At 40.5% G+C, this 19,585-nt stretch carries 20 protein-coding genes and 1 tRNA gene; 12 read left to right on the top strand and 9 right to left on the bottom strand.

The window, feature by feature from the left end:
• Nucleotides 1-145 precede the first annotated feature (145 nt).
• Nucleotides 146-889, top strand: coding sequence for a sporulation protein (locus ABZP26_RS11610; RefSeq protein ID WP_368484962.1), 744 nt, complete (start codon nucleotides 146-148; stop codon nucleotides 887-889).
• Between the two features lie 52 nt (nucleotides 890-941).
• Nucleotides 942-1,385: a GNAT family N-acetyltransferase gene (locus ABZP26_RS11605; RefSeq protein ID WP_028834010.1), complete on the top strand. Its 444-nt coding sequence runs from the start codon at nucleotides 942-944 to the stop codon at nucleotides 1,383-1,385.
• 54 nt (nucleotides 1,386-1,439) lie between these two features.
• On the opposite strand, the gene ABZP26_RS11600 is transcribed toward ABZP26_RS11605, so the two are convergent.
• The 6 genes from ABZP26_RS11600 to ABZP26_RS11575 form a co-directional block, all read right to left on the bottom strand.
• Nucleotides 1,440-2,795: a sodium-dependent transporter gene (locus tag ABZP26_RS11600; RefSeq protein ID WP_024602058.1), complete on the bottom strand. Its 1,356-nt coding sequence runs from the start codon at nucleotides 2,793-2,795 to the stop codon at nucleotides 1,440-1,442.
• Between the two features lie 204 nt (nucleotides 2,796-2,999).
• Nucleotides 3,000-4,289: an ATP-binding protein gene (locus ABZP26_RS11595; protein WP_028834011.1), complete on the bottom strand. Its 1,290-nt coding sequence runs from the start codon at nucleotides 4,287-4,289 to the stop codon at nucleotides 3,000-3,002.
• Between the two features lie 86 nt (nucleotides 4,290-4,375).
• Nucleotides 4,376-5,080 (bottom strand): response regulator transcription factor, encoded by a 705-nt coding sequence (locus ABZP26_RS11590; protein ID WP_024602060.1) that lies wholly within the window; start codon nucleotides 5,078-5,080, stop codon nucleotides 4,376-4,378.
• A 57-nt stretch (nucleotides 5,081-5,137) separates the two neighbouring features.
• A complete protein-coding gene (locus ABZP26_RS11585) occupies nucleotides 5,138-5,524 on the bottom strand; it encodes a DUF3019 domain-containing protein (protein ID WP_016899250.1) in 387 nt (128 codons plus the stop codon).
• Nucleotides 5,514-6,371, bottom strand: a complete 858-nt coding sequence (locus tag ABZP26_RS11580) for a MipA/OmpV family protein (RefSeq protein WP_024602061.1) — start codon at nucleotides 6,369-6,371, stop codon at nucleotides 5,514-5,516. The genes ABZP26_RS11585 and ABZP26_RS11580 overlap by 11 nt, the downstream gene beginning before the upstream one ends.
• 358 nt (nucleotides 6,372-6,729) lie before the next feature.
• The gene (locus tag ABZP26_RS11575) at nucleotides 6,730-7,539 is read right to left on the bottom strand and encodes a hypothetical protein (protein WP_013465502.1); all 810 of its coding nucleotides are present in this window, start codon (nucleotides 7,537-7,539) and stop codon (nucleotides 6,730-6,732) included.
• A gap of 115 nt (nucleotides 7,540-7,654) precedes the next feature.
• On the opposite strand from ABZP26_RS11575, the gene ABZP26_RS11570 reads away from it, so the two are divergent.
• Both ABZP26_RS11570 and ABZP26_RS11565 read left to right on the top strand, forming a co-directional pair.
• Entirely contained in the window at nucleotides 7,655-8,806 is a 1,152-nt protein-coding gene (locus tag ABZP26_RS11570; protein ID WP_013465501.1) for a serine hydrolase, read from the top strand.
• Complete coding sequence (locus ABZP26_RS11565; RefSeq protein WP_368484961.1) at nucleotides 8,806-9,294, top strand: histidine phosphatase family protein; 489 nt, start codon at nucleotides 8,806-8,808, stop codon at nucleotides 9,292-9,294. Before ABZP26_RS11570 ends, ABZP26_RS11565 begins: the two co-directional genes overlap by 1 nt.
• A 58-nt stretch (nucleotides 9,295-9,352) precedes the next feature.
• Here ABZP26_RS11565 and yhbY read toward each other — a convergent pair whose 3' ends face one another.
• A complete protein-coding gene (gene yhbY, locus ABZP26_RS11560; RefSeq protein ID WP_008112687.1) occupies nucleotides 9,353-9,649 on the bottom strand; it encodes a ribosome assembly RNA-binding protein YhbY in 297 nt (98 codons plus the stop codon).
• 88 nt (nucleotides 9,650-9,737) lie between these two features.
• Here yhbY and rlmE point away from each other — a divergent pair, with 88 nt between their 5' ends.
• From rlmE to ABZP26_RS11520, 8 genes are all read left to right on the top strand, one after another.
• Complete coding sequence (gene rlmE / locus ABZP26_RS11555; RefSeq protein WP_013465499.1) at nucleotides 9,738-10,367, top strand: 23S rRNA (uridine(2552)-2'-O)-methyltransferase RlmE; 630 nt, start codon at nucleotides 9,738-9,740, stop codon at nucleotides 10,365-10,367.
• A 66-nt stretch (nucleotides 10,368-10,433) separates the two neighbouring features.
• A complete protein-coding gene (gene ftsH, locus ABZP26_RS11550) occupies nucleotides 10,434-12,377 on the top strand; it encodes an ATP-dependent zinc metalloprotease FtsH (protein WP_033104106.1) in 1,944 nt (647 codons plus the stop codon).
• A 95-nt stretch (nucleotides 12,378-12,472) separates the two neighbouring features.
• A complete protein-coding gene (folP, locus tag ABZP26_RS11545) occupies nucleotides 12,473-13,318 on the top strand; it encodes a dihydropteroate synthase (RefSeq protein ID WP_058155071.1) in 846 nt (281 codons plus the stop codon).
• On the top strand, nucleotides 13,319-14,668 hold the full coding sequence (glmM, locus tag ABZP26_RS11540) for a phosphoglucosamine mutase (RefSeq protein WP_013465496.1): 1,350 nt from the start codon (nucleotides 13,319-13,321) through the stop codon (nucleotides 14,666-14,668).
• A gap of 72 nt (nucleotides 14,669-14,740) precedes the next feature.
• On the top strand, nucleotides 14,741-15,490 hold the full coding sequence (tpiA, locus tag ABZP26_RS11535) for a triose-phosphate isomerase (RefSeq protein ID WP_368484960.1): 750 nt from the start codon (nucleotides 14,741-14,743) through the stop codon (nucleotides 15,488-15,490).
• Nucleotide 15,491: 1 nt separating this feature from the next.
• A complete protein-coding gene (gene secG / locus ABZP26_RS11530) occupies nucleotides 15,492-15,845 on the top strand; it encodes a preprotein translocase subunit SecG (protein WP_013465494.1) in 354 nt (117 codons plus the stop codon).
• Nucleotides 15,846-15,923: 78 nt separating this feature from the next.
• Nucleotides 15,924-16,008, top strand: a tRNA-Leu gene (locus ABZP26_RS11525).
• Between the two features lie 250 nt (nucleotides 16,009-16,258).
• Nucleotides 16,259-17,884 carry a methyl-accepting chemotaxis protein gene (locus tag ABZP26_RS11520; protein ID WP_013465493.1) on the top strand — a complete coding sequence of 542 codons (1,626 nt, stop codon included), beginning with the start codon at nucleotides 16,259-16,261 and terminating at the stop codon, nucleotides 17,882-17,884.
• Between the two features lie 106 nt (nucleotides 17,885-17,990).
• Here the strand turns inward: ABZP26_RS11520 and ABZP26_RS11515 are convergent, their stop codons facing one another.
• Both ABZP26_RS11515 and ABZP26_RS11510 read right to left on the bottom strand, forming a co-directional pair.
• Nucleotides 17,991-18,398 (bottom strand): phosphate ABC transporter substrate-binding protein, encoded by a 408-nt coding sequence (locus ABZP26_RS11515; RefSeq protein WP_013465492.1) that lies wholly within the window; start codon nucleotides 18,396-18,398, stop codon nucleotides 17,991-17,993.
• A 12-nt stretch (nucleotides 18,399-18,410) separates the two neighbouring features.
• A complete protein-coding gene (locus ABZP26_RS11510; RefSeq protein WP_013465491.1) occupies nucleotides 18,411-19,556 on the bottom strand; it encodes a porin in 1,146 nt (381 codons plus the stop codon).
• Nucleotides 19,557-19,585 lie beyond the last annotated feature (29 nt).

The raw sequence follows: 19,585 nt of genomic DNA, 5'->3' as shown, positions 1-19,585 counted from the left end.
ATGCACATATATGGCTGGTTTTATGGTAAACAGCATGTAAATAGCAGTTTTTCGCTGACAAGAGCTTTTAAATGTGGTTAAGATGCCATAACGAAGGAGTTTAAGCGTAAGCAAACATTAGAGTTGCTTAGCTTAAGGAGAAAATATGTTTAAAAAGATTTTAGCATCGGTAGGCATTGGTGCCGCCAAAGTAGATACTATTTTAGAGACCGAGCATCTTCAGCCGGGGCAATTATTTAACGCGCAAATTGTAATTACTGCAGGTGATGTGAGCCAAGAAATTACCGGTTTAGACTTAATGTTAGTTACCCGTGTCAAAGTGGCGAGTGAAGACGGTGATTATTTCACTAATCATGTGATTGACCAGTGGCGCATTACCGATATTGGTATTATTGAGCCCGGTGAAGTAAGAACTATTCCGTTTGAAGCCCGTTTACACTCTGAAACGCCTATAACTGAAATTACTGCAGGTTATAATCAATCTTATGTATGGTTAGAAACAGGCCTTGATATTGACCTTGCGCTTGATCCAACAGATAAAGACCATTTACACATTTATCCTAATGAAGCGGTTAAAACATGCATGCAAGCGATGGAAAAGCTTGGTTTTAGTTTAGTTAAAGCCGATGTAGAACAAGGCCATTTACGTGCCCCTACTTTTCAATCTGTATCAGGATGTTATCAAGAGCTTGAGTATCAGCCTAATAGCCGCAGTTTGTTTGGCATAAAAGAAATTGAGTTGTCGTTTATTCCTGAAGCGCATAAAACCCATGTATTGATTGAATTAGACAGGGCATTTAGAAGTGATGGCTATGTTGATTTAACCATAGAGCATGACCATGTTAATTTATCGCAGTTATGTGATCAGTTAGAGCGATTATTTGCTTAATCGCTTTAGGGGCTTACTTTAGGTAAGCCCCTGCAATAAAAAAGGTATTTAAATGGCGTTTAAATGTGAGCCATTCTCTGCGCTCGACTCCCAAACCCTGTTTTCAATCATGCGTGTACGTGTCGACGTATTCGTTGTGGAACAAGCATGTCCTTACCCCGAACTTGATGATCACGATATCGCAGACTCTACACGTCATGTCTATTTACTTGATGGGCTATCGGTGAATGCCTATGCCCGTTGTTATGAAAAAGATGCTCAGTACAGTGCGATAGGGCGTGTATTGGTTGCTCAATCACAGCGAAGTTCTGGATTAGGCAAACAGTTAGTCAATGAAGCAATAGCTTGCTGTAAGGCGCAATGGCCGACTCGCGATATTTATATTGGCGCACAAACCTACCTACTGAATTTTTATCGCTCATTCGGTTTTGAATGTGTTGGTGATGAATATATAGAAGATGGCATACCCCATCAGGATATGATTTTAAAGCAGTAGTATTGCTCCACTAAAAAGGCCCACTGATGTGGGCCTTTTTTATGCATCTTTTAACTAGCTTAGTAGGGAATGTAAGAATACTAAGCTAATGGCAATAGGGCATACAAACTTAGTATACCAAGGCCATATCTTCCAAAATAACGTATTATGCACCTCAGGGTTACCCTGTTGAATCGCTTTTAGTAGTGACGATCTGTACCAGATCCAACCTACAAATATACAGCACATAAGCCCTAATAAAGGTTGTGCAACTTTGGTTGTTAGGGTGATCACTAAGCCAAATAAAGTGCCTAGGTTACACACTATGGTAATGCTCACAATGGCAATTAAAGCGCCTATTAACCACGTTGCTTGAACACGTTTCATCGCAAAGCGCTCTACCGTGTACGACACTGGCGCTTCTAACATGGAAATAGATGAAGTTAGTGCGGCAATACTCATCAATGCAAAAAAAGCAAAGCCAACAAATAAACCTACACCACCCATGCCATCAAATAAGGCAGGCAATACCTGAAATACGAGAGTATCTTCAGAGAGAAGTTTACCTGTAGTTGCAGAGAATATTTCAACACCTTGCGCTTGTGCCACATACATAGCAGGGATGATCAATAAACCCGCTACAAACGCTATAAACACATCAATTAAGGTTACATACGCGCCAAGGGAAACAAGGTTTTCTTTTTTACTGATATATGAGCCATATATAATCATCACACTGGTGCCCAGTGACAATGAAAAGAAAGCTTGGCCTAAGGCACTCACTAACAATGTAGGGTCAAAAATAGAAGAAAAGTCAGGGACTAAGTAAGCTTTTAACCCCTCAACAGCGCCTTCTTGAGTCATCACGTAGGCAATTAAGGCAAACAAAATACCGAGCAGAGCGGGCATTAAGCGTTTAGACCATTTTTCGATGCCGTTTTCTACACCGCGGCTGATAATAGCAACAGTTAAAATAATAAATAAAACAGTGAAAAGAATATTACGAGTAAGCGATTGCTCACTTAACCATAAAGAGGCGGCATCAGCGCCGACCAATGTGGTTACCGGTTCTAAAGTGGCACTTAACATCCAACCGGCAACAATGGCATAAAAACTTAAAATAAATCCAGCACATAAAATACCACCAAAACCGACAGCAAAGGCAAATTGCTTTTGCCATGGTCGCGTGGTTAATTTAGTTAATGAAGAGACCGCATTAGCTTGCCCATGGCGACCTATCATCAGTTCTGCCATTAGCGCGGGGTAGGCTAAAAAGAAAGCCAGTACTAAATACGCGACTAAAAATGCAGCGCCCCCATTACTTGCTGTTTGGGTCGGAAAACCCCAAATATTACCCAAGCCAACAGCTGACCCTGCCGCGGCCATTATAAAACCAAAGCGGGAGCTAAACTCACCTCTTACTGCACTCATATTATTCTGCTTCTCTATTTTTTCGACGCCGTGACAATCTACTGGAATTGTAATTAAATAAAAAGTGCTTATTTGTCTCTGTTGCACAATTATTGCGTTTTATTTAGCTGTATAAATAACACGTGCGTATTTTGATTATAAATAGCACAATTTTTTTAATTATATTTCGTTTATCAGCTGTATTGAGCATCTTTGCATTGTTGATTAATGTTCAAACTGAGCGATGGTTAATGTGAAACAGGCGCCTGAGAGCCGTTCACTTTTACTCACTTTTACGGTGCCATGATGCCAATCGGCAACTTTGGCGACGATTGCTAACCCCAAGCCATAACTATTATCACTGCGATTACGGTGGCTGCGTTCACGAAAAAATGGGCTAAATACTTTATGATTATTTTCTTGAGCAATGCCTGGGCCGTCGTCGGCGATGTTCACCACCAGAAAACGTTCTTGTACTGAAGCGGTTACTTGAATGCTGTGATTTGCAAAGTCGCAGGCATTATTAATTAAGTTGGTGATTGCTCTTGCCAGCCAATGTAAGTCAGCATAAACGGTATGATCATCACATTCTAAAGAAATATTAAGCGAGCGAGAGGTTATTCTAGGCTCAAGTTGCAATACAATATCACTTAGGTATTGTTTAAGGTTTGCTGATGAGTAAGTAAGCTTATTCGCATTTTGCTCTAAAGTAGCAAACGTTAAATAGCTTTTTAGCATTGACTCCATATGATCCAAGTCGGTCTCCATGCGAGTTAAATAATGCTTTATTTTACTCTCGTCATGACTATCAAGAGCGGCGTCGACACCAAAGCGTAAGCAAGCAATTGGAGTTCTAATATCATGCGATAAGCTGGAGGCCATTAGCTTGTTTTCAGCAACTAGCTTTTCAATTTGACTCGCCATACGGTTAAAGGTCAGTTCCACATCTTTTATATAGGTAAATCGAGAGGGGGTAATACGCGCTTTAACATTACCAGATGCAAATTGCTTTGCTGCTTCGTTTAACACCGTAAGGCGCTTTGCTAAAGGGGTAATAATAAAACCCATAAAAACACATAAGCCAGTGTAAAATAATAGCGTTAAAATAATATCGTTTCGTTGTGTGGCCTCATAGGGTTTATCTAAACGCATGGTTAAATGATAAGGACTTAACTCATCATTTGTGTAGAGCATATAAAAGCCTTGCTCGTCTTCGAGTATTAATCCGCCTTGGGTTTGCATTTTATCTAATAGCGCTAAGGGCAGTGCCAGCGACTGATTTAATTTGTAGTTAAGTATAAGGTCAAAGTCAGCGGCGAGCTTTGTTACTTGTTGTGGGCGAGCATCGGGTTTTAGTGTCGTGAGCTGTTTACTTAACCCGACAATAATCTGGCTTTGAACGCTAAACTCATCCAAAGGCGCATGCGCTTGTTGGCTAAATGCATCAATAAGCCAACCTAAAACAATAATTGAAAGCAGCGCACTGCCTAGTAGTGAAATATAAAACTTTTTCATTGATGCTATTCCATAATAGGCTGGGTGTATTGAAGTGACTTTTATTACTATCGCGCTAATTATTTTAAGCACTCAGGCATTAAAACTTACCACGCTGTAGTCACAAACAAATAACCACGTCCCCAAATGGTTTTAATTTTTTCTGGTTTTTGTGGGTCATCATTAAACTTTTTACGCAAGGCAGAAATAAGCACATCAACGCTTCTATCTAGACCATCATATTCCCTGCCTTTGGTTGCTTTAAACACCGCATCGCGGGAAACAACTTGTCCAGCATTACTGGCTAAGTAATGCAGTAATAAATACTCTGCGCTTGAAATGTTCACATCCTGTTGGTTAAGGGAAACGTTGCGTGACTCGGTATTAATACTTAATTGACCGATATTGATCATATTTGCTTGATCATCGGTTTTAGGCGTGTCGCTACTATAGCGCAAGGCAGATTTAATGCGTGCAAGCAATGCGCGAGGGCGTACTGGTTTTATTATATAATCGGTAGCACCGACTTCTAGCCCAATGACTTCATCCATTTCTTCATCGCGGGCAGTAAGCATTATAATTGGGGCATGATAAAAGCTACGTAGCTCACGACATACACTAATACCATCAAGCCCTGGCAGCATAATGTCGAGTAAAATAAGTTGTGGGTTTAAACGTTTTACTTGGCTTATAACCTCATCACCTCGATGACATACATGTACAACATAGCCTTGCTCTGTTAAATACTCAGTGACCCACTGTGCAAGAGAAATATCATCTTCAACCAGTAAAATAGTACCGTAATTATCCATAAGCTTTCTTCGCATACCTAAATGATGTTTTGCTATCATAATGTTTATAGTGTGTGACTAAAATAACCGCCAACGCCGCTTTTTTTGCCTATTTTGATACACCCATTGTAATTTTACTTCTGTGACGGCAATGACTTGTGATGTATTACTGTCAAATAGTTCAAACGAAATACTTTGCGTTGAGTCAAAGGCATAATTAAACGAACCTTGTCGCTGTTTAAGCCAGCACTGCATAATGTACTTTGAGGTGGCATCGCGTAGACAATAATTTCCCACTTCTACTTGCTGCCATGACAAAACAACATCGGCGTAACAGTGACGTCCTTCACGTAAGGCCACACAGGTATCAGGTACTGCACTCAATTGAGCGGGTATTTGCACTGGGGCTGCCAGCAAAGAGCCTGAATAACTAAACAATAAACAGTAAAAAAATCTAAAGTACATAACGCACGCCTACCTTGGCTTTGTGTTGATATCCTTGGGAAATAATTGGACTGTCATCAATTTCTTTTGAAAACCACGTCGTTAACCAGCCTGCTAAAAAGACCCAATCTTGATTAATGGGATATTCAGCATGAAATTCAAACATAATACTGGTACTGGCATTGGTTTGATAAATAGGGCGAGTTGCGTTTGCTTCATCGCTATCAATACCAAAATAATAGTTTGTAAAATCTGCAGAGTAGGCACTTAGGCCAATACCAGAGCGAAACTCCCAATTACGCCAAGGCTGAATATGACTAAAAAATACGTTTGCCACCCAGCCATTATGAGCACCAGATATATCATGTAAGTATTCAAGGGAAATTTGTGAGTTTTCAAATCGACGTGTTAATCGAAGGCCAGTATCAAAATCATAGTTACGTTTTTTGATACCGCGCAGTGGCTCAATAATGCCATCGTTATAAATACCTAAGCCTTGTTCGTCAAACCCGGCTTGGGAATTAGTGCCTAATAAATCAAGGCCCCAATCGTATTTGTTAATTAAGCTATAGCCTAAAACAAGTCCACCGCTGAGTTGATTATGATCAAAATCAAGGTAAAAATTATCGTAAGAAACCGCAAGGCTTAAATCTAACTCGGCGCCAACATCATAAGAATTCATGCCCACCAAATAAGAATCTTCTATGTAATAACCTGCTCCCGCACTCCAGTCCCAGGCAAACCCTGTAGTGGGTTCCAATGTGTTATCGGCATAGTAACGATTGCTTGCTGTGCTCTGGCCACTAAAAATGAGCGCAAACAATAAGGCTGCACAACGGAAAAAATGTCTTTGTGGGAAATGCTTCATCCTTGGAACCTAAATTAGAGTTTGCTAAAGAGGCTAGGGTCTGTTGACCTTTGCGGATTAAAATTTGTTCAAACTAGGGGCGGTTTAATCGCGGCGCGAGGTTTGTAACCTAGTGGGCTAAGTCAAAACCGAGCAACAAAGAGTAAATCGCCCCTAGGCAGAACCCTTCGGGCAGCGCCTGTTTGGCATTGATGCTGCGTTATCGCCTATTTATGGGGAATAACCACACCACATATGCGCTGCCTTGCCTAAATACCAAACAGACTGCTGCAAATTTAACCTTGAAAGGTCAACAGACCCTAGTATATTGTCAAACTCTTGGCTAAATCTGTAAAAAAATGTAGCGGTCGTCCTGCAACTACTGAACCTTAATTTTATCGATAAGTATACTGCTTAAGTAAAATTGCATCATGGGAGTTAATGCGCTTATCTCAGTACGTGTACATGGCCCATTTAATTTAGTTAAACGACTCAGTTTAGTAATGGTTTTATAAGCAGGGGCCGTTACTTCATTTTTAAGTTCAGCACGCTTAAGCCGAGCCTGTTCGGTATTATGTTTATGAATAAACGCAACAACTTCTAACTCGTTAGTGATCTTCTTTTCTTCAGTAAAGCTATAGATTAGGGGCTCACGGTGAAAGCTTGCACTATCTATTGATGATTTGGCAAACCAAACTACATCTCCCGATGCTTTGTGTGTAAGGCGCATACTAACTTGTGCCAGTATATTTGCGCATTGTTGAGAAGGGAATTGCTGTGCTACTTTTGAAAACAATGAATAAGGTTTTTCTGGCTGCGCTAGGATGTACTTAGCATCATCTATAAACTCAAGGTCAACTTGATGGATAGCTAACGTGTAATCACTGTTATCGGTTGTGGTAACTTTTAGTTGTTTATCGTTAAGTGCTTGGCTAATTTGAGATACTAATGTGTCGGTGACACTTGCACGGTCTACGATCACTCTGACAGTCTGATTTTTTTTAATGTTATGTGCAGGTAATTGCACCGATTTTACTTTCGGTGAAGCATGCTCGGTTTCATATTTAAGTTGGTAAGTTTGACTCTTAAGCAAAGGTTTTGCAGGCATTGCTAAAGGTTCTGCAGGCTGCTTAACTACGGCACAACCTGAAGCTAATACAATAAAAAGTGATACAACTAAAAAACGCATAAATATTTTACATCCACTCAAAAGCCATTAATCGAACATATTGTACGTTAGTCCGAGCAAAAGTTCATGATATTATAGAGGCTGATTATGACTAAAAAAGAAAAATTAGCTAAGAATGAAGTATTTTAACTCCTTACCCTTTTATTTTTTTGCTTTATGTATTTTAGGGACGCATTTACAGGCAAGCGCAAGCACAGATCCTGACTGGGAAGCTTTTGTTAAAAATTATGGACGCTACGTAGAAAAAAAACTAAAAGTAAAAAAGATTCCGGGCGGAGCGCTTTCCATCGTCAACGCACAAGCGCGTGACTATATACATACTATGGGGCATACCAAAGTGCGCAGTGGGCAAAAAATTAATCCACACACTCGGTTTCGTTTGGCCTCAGTATCTAAAACGTTTGCAGGGTCGTTAGCGGCAAAACTTGCAAATGAAGAACAACTTAATTTGTATTTTCCTGTTAGTCATTACATTCCTGAATTTAAACAAACCGACTACAAAGATGATTTAAAGGTTTTTCATATTTTAAGCCATTCTAGTGGGCTAGTACCGAATGCATACGATAATTTAATCGAATCGCGAATGGGGTATAGCGATATTGTAGAAAAGCTATTAAGTGTAAAGCCCATATGCGAACCCGGTGACTGTTATGGCTATCAAAATGTCATGTTTAGTTTAATTGATGACGTGATTTTAAAAAGCACCAACAAAACTTATACTCAGTGGCTCAATGACGCATTTTTTATCCCTCTAAAAATGAACGATGCAAGTTTAGGCTACGATGCCATGGTGCAAGATAGTAACTACGCACACCCTCATGTGCGTGGGAAAAAGCGTTGGTACAGTGCCCGTTTGAAAAAGAATTATTATAAAGTCGCTCCGGCAGCTGGGGTAAACGCCAGTGCGTCAGATATGGCTATTTGGTTAAATGCGCAATTAGGGCAATATCCATCGGTATTATCCTTAGATGCATTGGCCACGCAAACGCGTCCTTATACACATACTAAAAAAGAACGCTACAGACGAGTATGGCGAGAGCACATGAACGAAGCCTACTATGGGCTAGGCTGGCGTGTGTATGATTATGATGATGAAACGCTTTATTACCACAGTGGTTGGGTGCAAGGTTATCGCAGTGATTTGGTTGTGTTTCCACACTTAAATGTTGGCTTTAGCTTAATTTTAAATGCAGAAACTGGACTCATAAATGAGCTTACAACTGAGTTTATAAATCGCCTATTAGCATATAAACGAGAGAAGCAATAATGAACGCCGACATAAAAACATTGTTAATAGCATTATTACTTATTTGCCAACCCGCCTTTTCTGCCCCTGAACAGGTTTACTTGTTTCGACATAGCGAAAAACAAACAGGGGAAAATCCATTTCTAACTACCCAAGGCCAAGCGCGTGCTGAGCACTTGGTTTCGTTAGTTAACACCTATCCAAACATAACGTTATTCAGCAGTAACTATAACCGTACCCTAAACACGGCAGCGCCATTAGCCGCGTATTATAATATCAAAGTTATTACCTATGATGCTGCTGATCTAATGACATTGAAAAAACAATTATTAGCACAAAATGGCGTTGTGGTAGTAATAGGGCATAGTAATACCACACCGCAGTTGGCTTCATTATTGAGTAACCAAGCTATTGAAAGTATGGATGAGAGTCAGTACGGGCATTATTATTTAGTGAGTAAACTAGAAAATAATAGTTATGAAGTTAAAACGCTGACAATGGGTTTTTAAGCAGGCATAAAAAAACCAGCAATGGCTGGTTTTTTTGTTTTACCTTTAAATGGCCTTATTAGCCACGAGGTAATTGAATTTTTTTCTCAGGGCTTTGACGATAAAGCACAATCGTATGACCGATAGTCTGTAATTTAGTAGCCCCTGTTTCGCGAACAATAGCATCAAAAATAAGCTTTTTGGTTTCACGATCGTCTGTTGGCACCTTCACTTTAATTAATTCGTGAATTTCTAGTGCGCTTTGGATTTCAACTACTACGCCTTCGGTTAAACCGTTAGAACCTAGTAAAACTACAGGCTTAAGGCTATGCGCCTGACCTTTTAAAAACTGCTTTTGTTTGTTTGATAATGTCATGATATTACAAATTTTGCTGAATATGGCTTGAATTAAGGGTATTCTAACGCCATCTAGAGAATATTACTAATTAGTTGCGTGTTAATTTATGACAAATAAAAAACAGTCAGCCAGTTCACAACGTTGGCTTAAAGAACATTTTGATGATAAATATGTTCAAGAAGCGCAAAAAAAAGGCTGGCGCTCTCGAGCTGTTTTCAAATTAGACGAAATCCAAAACAAAGATAAGTTATTGCGCCCAGCGATGACCGTTGTTGATTTAGGCGCAGCCCCAGGGAGTTGGTCACAATACTTAGCTGAAAAAGTGGGTGACAAAGGCCAAGTGGTTGCGTGTGATATTTTACCTATGGACTCTTTAGCGGGCGTTGACTTTTTACAAGGCGATTTTCGTGAAGAAGCGGTACTTGATGCATTGTTAAAACGCATTGATGGTAAAAATGTAGATGTGGTATTGTCTGATATGGCACCTAACATGAGTGGCAATAACTCGGTTGATCAGGCAGGTAGCATGTACTTGGTTGAGCTTGCACTTGATATGTGCAACCAAGTTTTAAAGAAAAATGGCGCGTTTATTGTTAAAGTATTCCAAGGTGAAGGCTTTGATCAATATTTGCAAGATGTACGTAATAGTTTTAAAGCAGTGAAGATACGTAAACCGGATGCCTCGCGTCCCCGTTCTCGGGAAGTATATATAGTAGCGACTGGATACAAACTGTAGTACAGTTGCTTGGCGTTTAGTTGAATTTAAATTAATTGGATACAAGAGGTTAACCCCTTGAGCGATATGGCGAAAAATCTAATACTCTGGCTGGTTATTGCAGTAGTGCTTATGTCAGTATTTCAGAGCTTTAATGGCGGCGATCAAGTTGATCGTCAAACAAGTTACAGTCAATTTGTAAAAGACGCCCGTAGCGGCTCTATACAAGAAGTGTCCATTGAAAGTGGTAGTGGCACAATTACTGGCATAAAAAATAGTGGCGAGCGTTTTCAAACCATTATGCCTATTTATGACAAAGACATTTTAAATGATTTGTTAAAAAGCGATGTGAACGTTAAAGGTGTTAAACCTGAAGAACAATCGTTTTTAGCAAGCATTTTTATTTCTTGGTTCCCTATGATCCTGCTTATTGGTGTGTGGATTTTCTTCATGCGTCAGATGCAAGGTGGCGGTGGAAAAGGCGCCATGTCATTTGGTAAAAGTAAAGCCCGCTTAATGAGTGAAGATCAAGTCAAAACGACCTTTGCTGATGTAGCTGGTTGTGATGAAGCCAAAGACGATGTAACCGAGCTGGTGGACTTTTTACGTGACCCTTCTAAGTTTCAAAAATTAGGCGGTAGTATTCCTAAAGGCGTACTTATGGTCGGTCCTCCAGGTACAGGTAAAACATTACTTGCTAAGGCTGTTGCTGGTGAAGCAAAAGTACCGTTCTTTACTATTTCGGGTTCTGACTTTGTTGAAATGTTTGTAGGTGTAGGTGCATCACGTGTACGTGACATGTTCGAACAAGCTAAAAAAGCAGCTCCTTGTATTATCTTTATCGATGAAATTGATGCGGTAGGGCGTAAACGTGGCGCTGGTATGGGGGGCGGCCATGATGAACGTGAGCAAACTCTAAACCAAATGCTTGTTGAAATGGATGGCTTTGAAGGTAATGAAGGTATTATCGTTATTGCTGCGACAAACCGCCCTGACGTACTAGACCCTGCGTTGCTTCGTCCTGGTCGTTTTGACCGTCAAGTAGTGGTCGGTTTACCTGATATTCGTGGTCGTGAACAAATTCTCAAAGTACATATGCGTAAAGTGCCATTAGGCGATAACGTTGAAGCGGCCGTGATTGCACGTGGTACACCAGGATTCTCGGGTGCTGATCTCGCTAACCTTGTAAATGAAGCTGCTTTGTATGCTGCACGTGGCAATAAACGTGTTGTTAGTATGGCTGAATTCGACGCTGCGAAAGATAAAATTATGATGGGCGCTGAGCGCAAGACCATGGTTATGAGTGAGCAAGAGAAAGAAATGACGGCTTACCATGAAGCTGGCCACGCAATTGTAGGTCGTATGGTGCCAGAGCACGACCCGGTTTATAAAGTATCTATTATCCCACGTGGCCGAGCGCTAGGTGTGACTATGTATTTACCAGAACAAGATCGTGTTAGTCACTCTAAAGAGCTTTTAGAATCAATGATTTCAAGCCTTTACGGTGGTCGTATTGCTGAGGCAATCATTTATGGTGAAGACAAAGTAACCACGGGTGCAAGCAACGACATTGAACGTGCCACTGATATCGCGCGCAAGATGGTGACTCAGTGGGGCTTAAGCGAAAAATTAGGTCCATTACTTTATGCTGAAGATCAAAGTGAGATGTACATGGGTGGCGGCGGTGGTCGCTCTATGAGCATGTCTGATGAGACGGCGAAAGTAATTGATGCAGAAGTACGTTTATTCTCAGACCGCAACTATCAACGTGCAGAATCAATATTGAAAGAAAACATTGATATTCTGCATGCAATGAAAGATGCATTAATGAAGTATGAAACCATTGATGCGAAGCAAATTGATGATTTAATGGCTCGTCAGCCTGTACGTGAACCACGTGATGCGCATGACCGTCATGAAGCTAAACCAGAAAAAGAAGATGTTTCTAAAGACAAACCAGTTGATGAAGTACAAAAACCAGCTGATGAATCTAAAAAAGATGAAACAAACCTTGATGATAAAGCTGAATAATCGTTAAAATAACATATCCAAAAGCCCCGAAGTTCGGGGCTTTTTTGTATCAGTTCGATGTAAATAACTAAAATTATCACATATTAAGGTTAGCGATGAATAATAAAATTAACCTTGCGCGTGGCCGAACGCTTGATTTTGCAGAGCCTGTGATTATGGGGATCGTGAATGTTACCCCTGATTCATTTTCTGATGGCGGTCAGTTCTTAAATACAACTGCCGCGCTGAGTCATGCGATGCAATTACTTGATGATGGTGCGACCATTTTAGATATCGGTGGTGAGTCAACACGCCCAGGCGCACCTGATGTTAGCCTTGAAGATGAGCTAAAGCGTGTTATTCCTATTATTAAAGCTATTCGTGAGCAAAGTGACTGCGTTATTTCAATCGATACCAGTAAAGCTGAGGTGATGCGCCAAGCGATTGAAGCCGGTGCTGATATTGTCAACGATGTACGGGCATTGCAAGAGCCCGGCGCAATCGATGTGGTTGCACAGTTTCCTGAGGTAGCAGTGTGCTTAATGCATATGCAAGGGCAACCTCGTAGTATGCAACACGCTCCTCACTATAATGACCTAGCAGGTGAGATAAACGATTTTTTTAGCCAGCGAATAGCCGCATGCGAAGCTGCTGGCATTAATCAAAGCCAGTTAATTTTAGATCCTGGTTTTGGTTTTGGAAAAACACTAAAGCATAATTATCAAATATTGGCTCAATTTAACGATTATGCAAAATTGGGACTTCCTTTGCTCGCGGGATTATCGCGTAAGTCAATGATTGGTAATTTATTAAATAGAGACACAGACGATAGATTGGCAGGCAGTTTAGCTGGAGCACTGATCGCCGCACAAAACGGTGCACACATTATTCGTGTGCATGATGTAAAAGAAACCGCAGATGTGCTTGGCGTATATCAAGCCTGCAAACAAGGAGTACTTTAAATGAAAGAAAGAAAATATTTTGGCACGGACGGTGTGCGTGGTTTAGTAGGTCAAGGTCCTATTAACCCAGAGTTTGCGATGAAATTGGGTTGGGCCGCAGGGCGTGTACTCTCACTTCATGGCACTAAAAAAGTCATTATAGGTAAAGACACTCGTATTTCAGGTTACATGCTTGAGACTGCCCTAGAGGCTGGATTAATTGCAGCAGGTATTGATGTTATTCTTTTAGGGCCGATGCCAACGCCTGCAGTTGCTTATTTAGCGCAAACGTTTCGCGCTGAAGCGGGGATAGTGATCAGCGCATCACATAATCCTTATTATGATAACGGCATTAAGTTTTTCAATGGCCAAGGTTTAAAGTTAGATGATGAGGTAGAGCTACAAATTGAAGCGATGCTTGACGAGCCTATGACCTGTGTTGCTTCTGACAAGTTAGGTAAAGCAACACGTTTATCTAGCGCTGATGGCCGTTATATTGAATTTTGTAAAAGCCAGTTTCCACAAGGATTGTCCCTGGAAGGAATTAAAATTGTTTTAGATTGTGCTAATGGTGCTACATACCATATTGCTCCTTCTGTAATGCGAGAGCTTGGTGCAGAGGTGATCACTCATGCATGTGAGCCAAACGGTGTAAACATTAACCATGAATGTGGCGCAACCCATGTTGACACATTAAAGCGTAAAGTACTTGAACACAAAGCGGATGTCGGTATCGCCTATGATGGCGACGGCGACCGTGTGATGATGGTTGATCATAATGGCCGCGTATTCGACGGTGATGATTTGGTTTATATTATTGCTTGCCAAGCTGCACAAGATGACAATTTAGGTGGTGGTGTTGTTGGCACGGTTATGTCGAATATGGGACTTGAAAATGCGTTAAAAGCAAAAAACATTGCTTTTGCTCGCAGTAAAGTCGGTGATCGTTATGTGATGGAACTGCTGCAGCAAAAAGGCTGGAAAATTGGCGGTGAAAGCTCAGGCCATGTGTTGAATCTAGATTTAATCAGCACGGGTGATGGCATCATCTCAAGCTTACAAGTGCTTGCTGCTATGGTAGCACAAAATCGTACACTTCAAGACTTAGGAGCCGGTTTTACTAAGTACCCAATGAAAATGATTAACGTACGTTACACTGCCGGTACTGATCCGACCCAAGCACCCGAAGTGCTCGCTGCAGTTGCTGAAGTAGAGCAAAGCTTAGCAGATAAAGGGCGCGTATTACTGCGTAAATCAGGCACTGAGCCTGTAGTACGAGTAATGGTTGAAGCTGAGCAAGAAAAAATAGTAATAGATAGTGCACAGAAAATAGCAGCGGTTGTCGAATCTATGAGCAAACAAACTGATTAATAACAATAACCTCTTGTAACTTTGGGCGAGTCGAGTTAATATCTCGCCCGCTTTCTAATGTGGAGTGGAAAAATGGCAGCACGCAAAGCGATGGTCGCAGGCAACTGGAAAATGAATGGTTCATTAGAACTCGTTCAACAACTGTCTGATGCTATTAACGATGTTAAATCTTCTGAAGTAAACATTGTTTTATTTCCTCCGTTTCCTCTAGTCCAAGCAATGATTGCAAGTGGTGTAACAACAGGCACGCAAACAGTGTCTGAAAATACCCCAGGTGCGTTTACTGGTGAAGTAGATGCAGAGCTAATTAAGCAGCTAGGTGCGAAATATGTACTGGTTGGTCACTCTGAACGACGCAGCATATACAAAGAAAGCAATGATACCGTTGCTGCAAAATTTGCTCGCGCGCAACAAGTAGGTCTAACGCCTATTTTATGTGTTGGCGAAAGCGAAACAGAGCAAGAAAGCGGTCAAACAGAACAAGTAGTTGCTGCGCAGATTGACGCAGTAATTAATAAATTAGGTGTAGCAGCACTAAAAGAATCTGTGATAGCATATGAGCCCGTTTGGGCTATAGGCACAGGTAAGACTGCATCGCCTGAACAGGCACAAAGTGTTCACAAATTTATCCGTGACAAAATTGCTGCACTAGATAGCGATTTAGCACAAGGGCTAACCATCTTATATGGTGGTAGCGTTAATGAAAAAAATAGCGAATTATTATTTGCGCAAACAGATATAGACGGCGGCCTAATTGGAGGCGCAAGTTTAAAAGCAGAATCATTTACTGCTATCTGCAATAGTGCAAAAGGGACCGTATAAGATGTACGAAATTTTATTAGTAGTGTATTTAATTGTAGCTTTAGCGCTTGTTGGTATGGTTTTGATCCAACAAGGTAAAGGTGCGGACATGGGGTCATCATTTGGTGCCGGCGCATCGTCTACAGTTTTCGGTTCTTCTGGGGCTGGGAATTTCATGACGAAAACGACAACGGTATTAGCTACAATCTTTTTTGTGCTTAGTATTGTGTTAGGTAACCTAACTGCCGGTCAAATTAAAAAGACTGACGAATGGGAAAACCTAGAAGCGGCTCCAGCTGTTGAAACAGTGACTCCAGTTGAAGAAGATGTGCCAGTCACATCAACTAAAGAGCAAAGCTCTGACGTACCAAATTAATTTAGTTTTAAATCGTTAAGTTGTTTATTTCCCTCAAATAAACATGCGGACTTAACACTAAGCAATAGCTTAAAAAATGCGGATGTGGTGGAATTGGTAGACACGCTACCTTGAGGGGGTAGTGCTTTCGGGCGTGGGGGTTCAAGTCCCCCCATCCGCACCAAATACAAAAACCAGTAACAGCAATGTTACTGGTTTTTTTGTGCCTAAAATTTAAAATATTAAACAACTCTTTTAGGATTAATGTTGATCATTGAGTAGAACACTCTATATTTCAATTGTTAGTGTTTACAAAAGAATATTACGGTATATTTAACTTTATGTATAAAAAGCGTCTAAAGTTAAAAATAAAGTTAACATTTCTGCATCTTAAGCCGATAATAACTATAGATAATTAAACGGAGTAAATGAATATGGCTTCAGGTTTCTCTTTTAAAAACCTCAGCATTACTAAAAAAATACATGCAATTACATCTATAGCGATCATCGCATTCTTAGTAATCGTTTTGGTTAACTACTTTGCCATGAACGAAAATCGCATATCACTCAATGAAATGGAGAAATCGTCTTATAAAGTAGCCAAATTAACCTTGGCTAACGTAAGTATTTTAGAAAAATTAGATGAATTATACACCCAGGCTGTAACCTTTGGTGAGCAAGACTTAGTAACAAAGGCGAGTGAAACCTATGCGCAGTTGGTTACTAATCTTGGTGCGATTGAGGCAATTAATACCTCTTATATTGATAATGATACAAAAACACGACTAGCTAATTACGAAAAAATATCTGCAACTATTGCCAATGGTATGGTTAATGGCACGGCAGATTTCAGTAAAATTCAACAACAAGCTCAGCTTAAAACAAGCCTATACGAAGCCGTATTAACCAGCTTTAAAAGCGCACAGCAAAAAGCAGATGATCGCTTTTTCCAGCTTGTTGCTAATACAAAAGCTCGCTCAGATGACGCACTTAACTTAATGCTGGTTGTTGCGGTAGTTTCATTAGCACTGTTATTACTTATGGCTATTTGGATAGCGCGTAATATCGGTTCATCAGCCAGTGATGCCGCTAATAATTTAAGCCTTTTGGCAAGTGGTAAAGGGTCGTTAAGTACCAAGCTTGCTGTTAACTCAGAGGATGAAATAGGACAGGTATCTATAAACTTTAATGCTTTTATTAGCCTGCTTAGAGAAACCGTTTTAGAAGTCATCGCGGTATGTGAACCGTTAATGGAAAATTCAACCCGTCTTGTACAAGGGATGGAGCGAGCGGAGAGAGCGACCACCAAACAAACCACCGATGCAGATGTTGTTAAACAGTCGATGGAAGAAATGAAGCAAAGCGTTGGTGATATTTCACAATCAGCTGCAAGCGCATCTAATGCCGTGCAAACCGCAGAAAAAGAAGTAGATCAAAGCCGAATACAAGTAAAAATGTCTGTAAATGCGTCGCGAACGCTAAGTGATGAAATTAATATAGCGGCCAGCACCATTAATAAGTTAGCTGATGACACTAAAAATGTATCGCAAATATTAAATGTAATTACATCCATTGCCGAGCAAACAAACTTATTAGCCCTAAATGCCGCAATAGAAGCTGCACGCGCGGGTGAACATGGCCGAGGCTTTGCCGTGGTTGCAGATGAAGTCCGTGAGCTTGCCTCTCGTACGGCGCAGTCAACTAATGAAATACGTGAATTGTTAAGTACATTAAGTGTGGCAGCTAATGAATCTGTAAGCGCGATGACCTCTGCAAGAGATATGGCAACCGATAATGCTAGTGCAGCAGAGCAAACCGGTGTTTCGATTGAAAAAATTGCAGAGCAAATACTAGAAATTAATGGCATGAACTCGCAAATTGCAGCTGCAACAGAAGAGCAAACCTCTGTTGCTGCAATGGTTGTAGACAACGTATCTAATATGCATGTTTCATTTGAAGATACTATGAGCTCACTAAAAGCAGTAAGAGATGTGGCTAAAAACTTACATTACCTTTCAGATAACTTATTAGATGCAACTGCTAAGTTTAAAATTGAGTAGTTGCTAAAGCACATTACTTTAACGTTTTATGATTTTGTAAAACGTTAAGGGATAAAAAAGCCCGCAATAAAGTATTTATTGCGGGCTTTTATTTTAATTTAGCAGATTAATACTTACCCACTACTTTAACTTTATCACTTACTTTGGCGCTATCGATATAGCCAATTGCATCTGCATTAGCAGCGACAAAATCAATCACAGCTTGGTCATTATCAAGTTTACCCGGCGGTGTGCCTTTACCTGTAAATACGAGCTTTGACCAATAGGCATTTAACTGACTACCCGATTTACCAACAAGTTTGTCGTTAAATTCATCAGCGACGGCAGTGCCATTTTGATTAACAGGATTAACTTTGGTGCCATCGGCAAACGATTTGCTCTTGCCAAGGTATATTTTTTTAATATCGTCTTGGCTTACTGCATTAGCATTCGCAGGGTTAATGATGACTGCAACTTCAGCAAAAACTGCTGAGCTACATAATGTTAGCATGCTGGCTAAAATTAATTTTTTCATGATTCGCTCCAATTAAAATACTAAATCAACGCCAACGGCCACTACGTCGGTTTCAGTATTTGTTATGTCATCTTTTAAGCGGCTAAAGTCTACTTTTAAGGCAGCCATTGGGTGGAAATCATAACGAGCACCAATAGTGTACACATTACTTTTTGCTTTAGAGCCTTCCAAAACTTGGTTAAGGCCAGCATTTAATTGCGGCACAGTTGGGATTGCATTATAACGATTACTGTCATGCTCATCATCGTTATTTTCATAGGTTAAATGAACAAGCCATTCATCCATACGGTAGCCTAAAGATGTGTAATATTGAGTTTGCTTAGCGAGCGCACTGTTATCTACTTCAAACTGTGTGTATTCAGCGTCAAACAAGATATTATTGTAATCAATTGAAAAGCCAAGCGCTAAAAATGCACCATCGTCTTCGTCAATAGCAATACTGTTAGCTTGGTCAACAAAACCTGAGTTACGAAGGGCTTGTTCTAAGCCGTTAAGGGCCATACCTTCGGCCGTATCATTTTCAATCTCAATACTCGTTTCGGCAACAAAGTAAGCAGCGCGAGCACTGAACCAATCGTAACTTAATGTCCAGTTTAACCCTGCAATATCATTAAGCTCGGTATCACCATTTACTGATACAACCGCGATATTATCGTCGAAGCTGCCGTAAATAACCTGTAGAGTAGAGTCCCAATCACCAAGCTGAGTTGTATGTAATAAGCTTAGGCCTTCATAGGTTGAAAAAGGTAAGTTATATACAGACTGAGGTGGGCGCACCCAACGGTAGGTATAGCCAACATCTAAAAAGTCAGAGTAACGATAAAACGGTGCACGCATTTTACCAGCACTGATCTGTAATTCGTCAGATATCTCATAAGTTAAGTATGCCCATTCAAAATCGGCATCAAAATCATTTTCGCCGCGAGCCACTATTTGGGCTGTAGCGGATAGCTTCTCTTGCAAATCAGCAGTTAGCTGAAGAGCAAATACGCTTTCATTTTTGAATGAAATATCATCATCATATCCATATAAAGTTTGATCACTATCGAGCGACTTACCACCGACAATAGAAGCAAACCCATTAATACGAACTTCAGCACTCGCGTTGCTTGTGGCAAGTGCGCAACAAATTGCTACTGCTACAGATAGTTTTTTCATTGTGTATCCTATTTAATTTCATGTGTATC

It is taken from the genome of Pseudoalteromonas sp. SD03, from assembly GCF_040937955.1.
Taxonomy (GTDB): domain Bacteria; phylum Pseudomonadota; class Gammaproteobacteria; order Enterobacterales; family Alteromonadaceae; genus Pseudoalteromonas; species Pseudoalteromonas tetraodonis.
This window is presented reverse-complemented; position numbering and strand designations above follow the sequence as displayed.

Excerpts from the sequence above, each read along its gene's own strand:
- ABZP26_RS11610 (WP_368484962.1), top strand. The coding sequence starts at position 146 with ATGTTTAAAAAGATTTTAGCATCGGTAGGCATTGGTGCCGCCAAAGTA.
- ABZP26_RS11605 (WP_028834010.1), top strand. The coding sequence starts at position 942 with ATGGCGTTTAAATGTGAGCCATTCTCTGCGCTCGACTCCCAAACCCTG.
- ABZP26_RS11600 (WP_024602058.1), bottom strand. The coding sequence starts at position 2,795 with ATGAGTGCAGTAAGAGGTGAGTTTAGCTCCCGCTTTGGTTTTATAATG.
- ABZP26_RS11595 (WP_028834011.1), bottom strand. The coding sequence starts at position 4,289 with ATGAAAAAGTTTTATATTTCACTACTAGGCAGTGCGCTGCTTTCAATT.
- ABZP26_RS11590 (WP_024602060.1), bottom strand. The coding sequence starts at position 5,080 with ATGGATAATTACGGTACTATTTTACTGGTTGAAGATGATATTTCTCTT.
- ABZP26_RS11585 (WP_016899250.1), bottom strand. The coding sequence starts at position 5,524 with ATGTACTTTAGATTTTTTTACTGTTTATTGTTTAGTTATTCAGGCTCT.
- ABZP26_RS11580 (WP_024602061.1), bottom strand. The coding sequence starts at position 6,371 with ATGAAGCATTTCCCACAAAGACATTTTTTCCGTTGTGCAGCCTTATTG.
- ABZP26_RS11575 (WP_013465502.1), bottom strand. The coding sequence starts at position 7,539 with ATGCGTTTTTTAGTTGTATCACTTTTTATTGTATTAGCTTCAGGTTGT.
- ABZP26_RS11570 (WP_013465501.1), top strand. The coding sequence starts at position 7,655 with ATGAAGTATTTTAACTCCTTACCCTTTTATTTTTTTGCTTTATGTATT.
- ABZP26_RS11565 (WP_368484961.1), top strand. The coding sequence starts at position 8,806 with ATGAACGCCGACATAAAAACATTGTTAATAGCATTATTACTTATTTGC.
- yhbY (WP_008112687.1), bottom strand. The coding sequence starts at position 9,649 with ATGACATTATCAAACAAACAAAAGCAGTTTTTAAAAGGTCAGGCGCAT.
- rlmE (WP_013465499.1), top strand. The coding sequence starts at position 9,738 with ATGACAAATAAAAAACAGTCAGCCAGTTCACAACGTTGGCTTAAAGAA.
- ftsH (WP_033104106.1), top strand. The coding sequence starts at position 10,434 with ATGGCGAAAAATCTAATACTCTGGCTGGTTATTGCAGTAGTGCTTATG.
- folP (WP_058155071.1), top strand. The coding sequence starts at position 12,473 with ATGAATAATAAAATTAACCTTGCGCGTGGCCGAACGCTTGATTTTGCA.
- glmM (WP_013465496.1), top strand. The coding sequence starts at position 13,319 with ATGAAAGAAAGAAAATATTTTGGCACGGACGGTGTGCGTGGTTTAGTA.
- tpiA (WP_368484960.1), top strand. The coding sequence starts at position 14,741 with ATGGCAGCACGCAAAGCGATGGTCGCAGGCAACTGGAAAATGAATGGT.
- secG (WP_013465494.1), top strand. The coding sequence starts at position 15,492 with ATGTACGAAATTTTATTAGTAGTGTATTTAATTGTAGCTTTAGCGCTT.
- ABZP26_RS11520 (WP_013465493.1), top strand. The coding sequence starts at position 16,259 with ATGGCTTCAGGTTTCTCTTTTAAAAACCTCAGCATTACTAAAAAAATA.
- ABZP26_RS11515 (WP_013465492.1), bottom strand. The coding sequence starts at position 18,398 with ATGAAAAAATTAATTTTAGCCAGCATGCTAACATTATGTAGCTCAGCA.
- ABZP26_RS11510 (WP_013465491.1), bottom strand. The coding sequence starts at position 19,556 with ATGAAAAAACTATCTGTAGCAGTAGCAATTTGTTGCGCACTTGCCACA.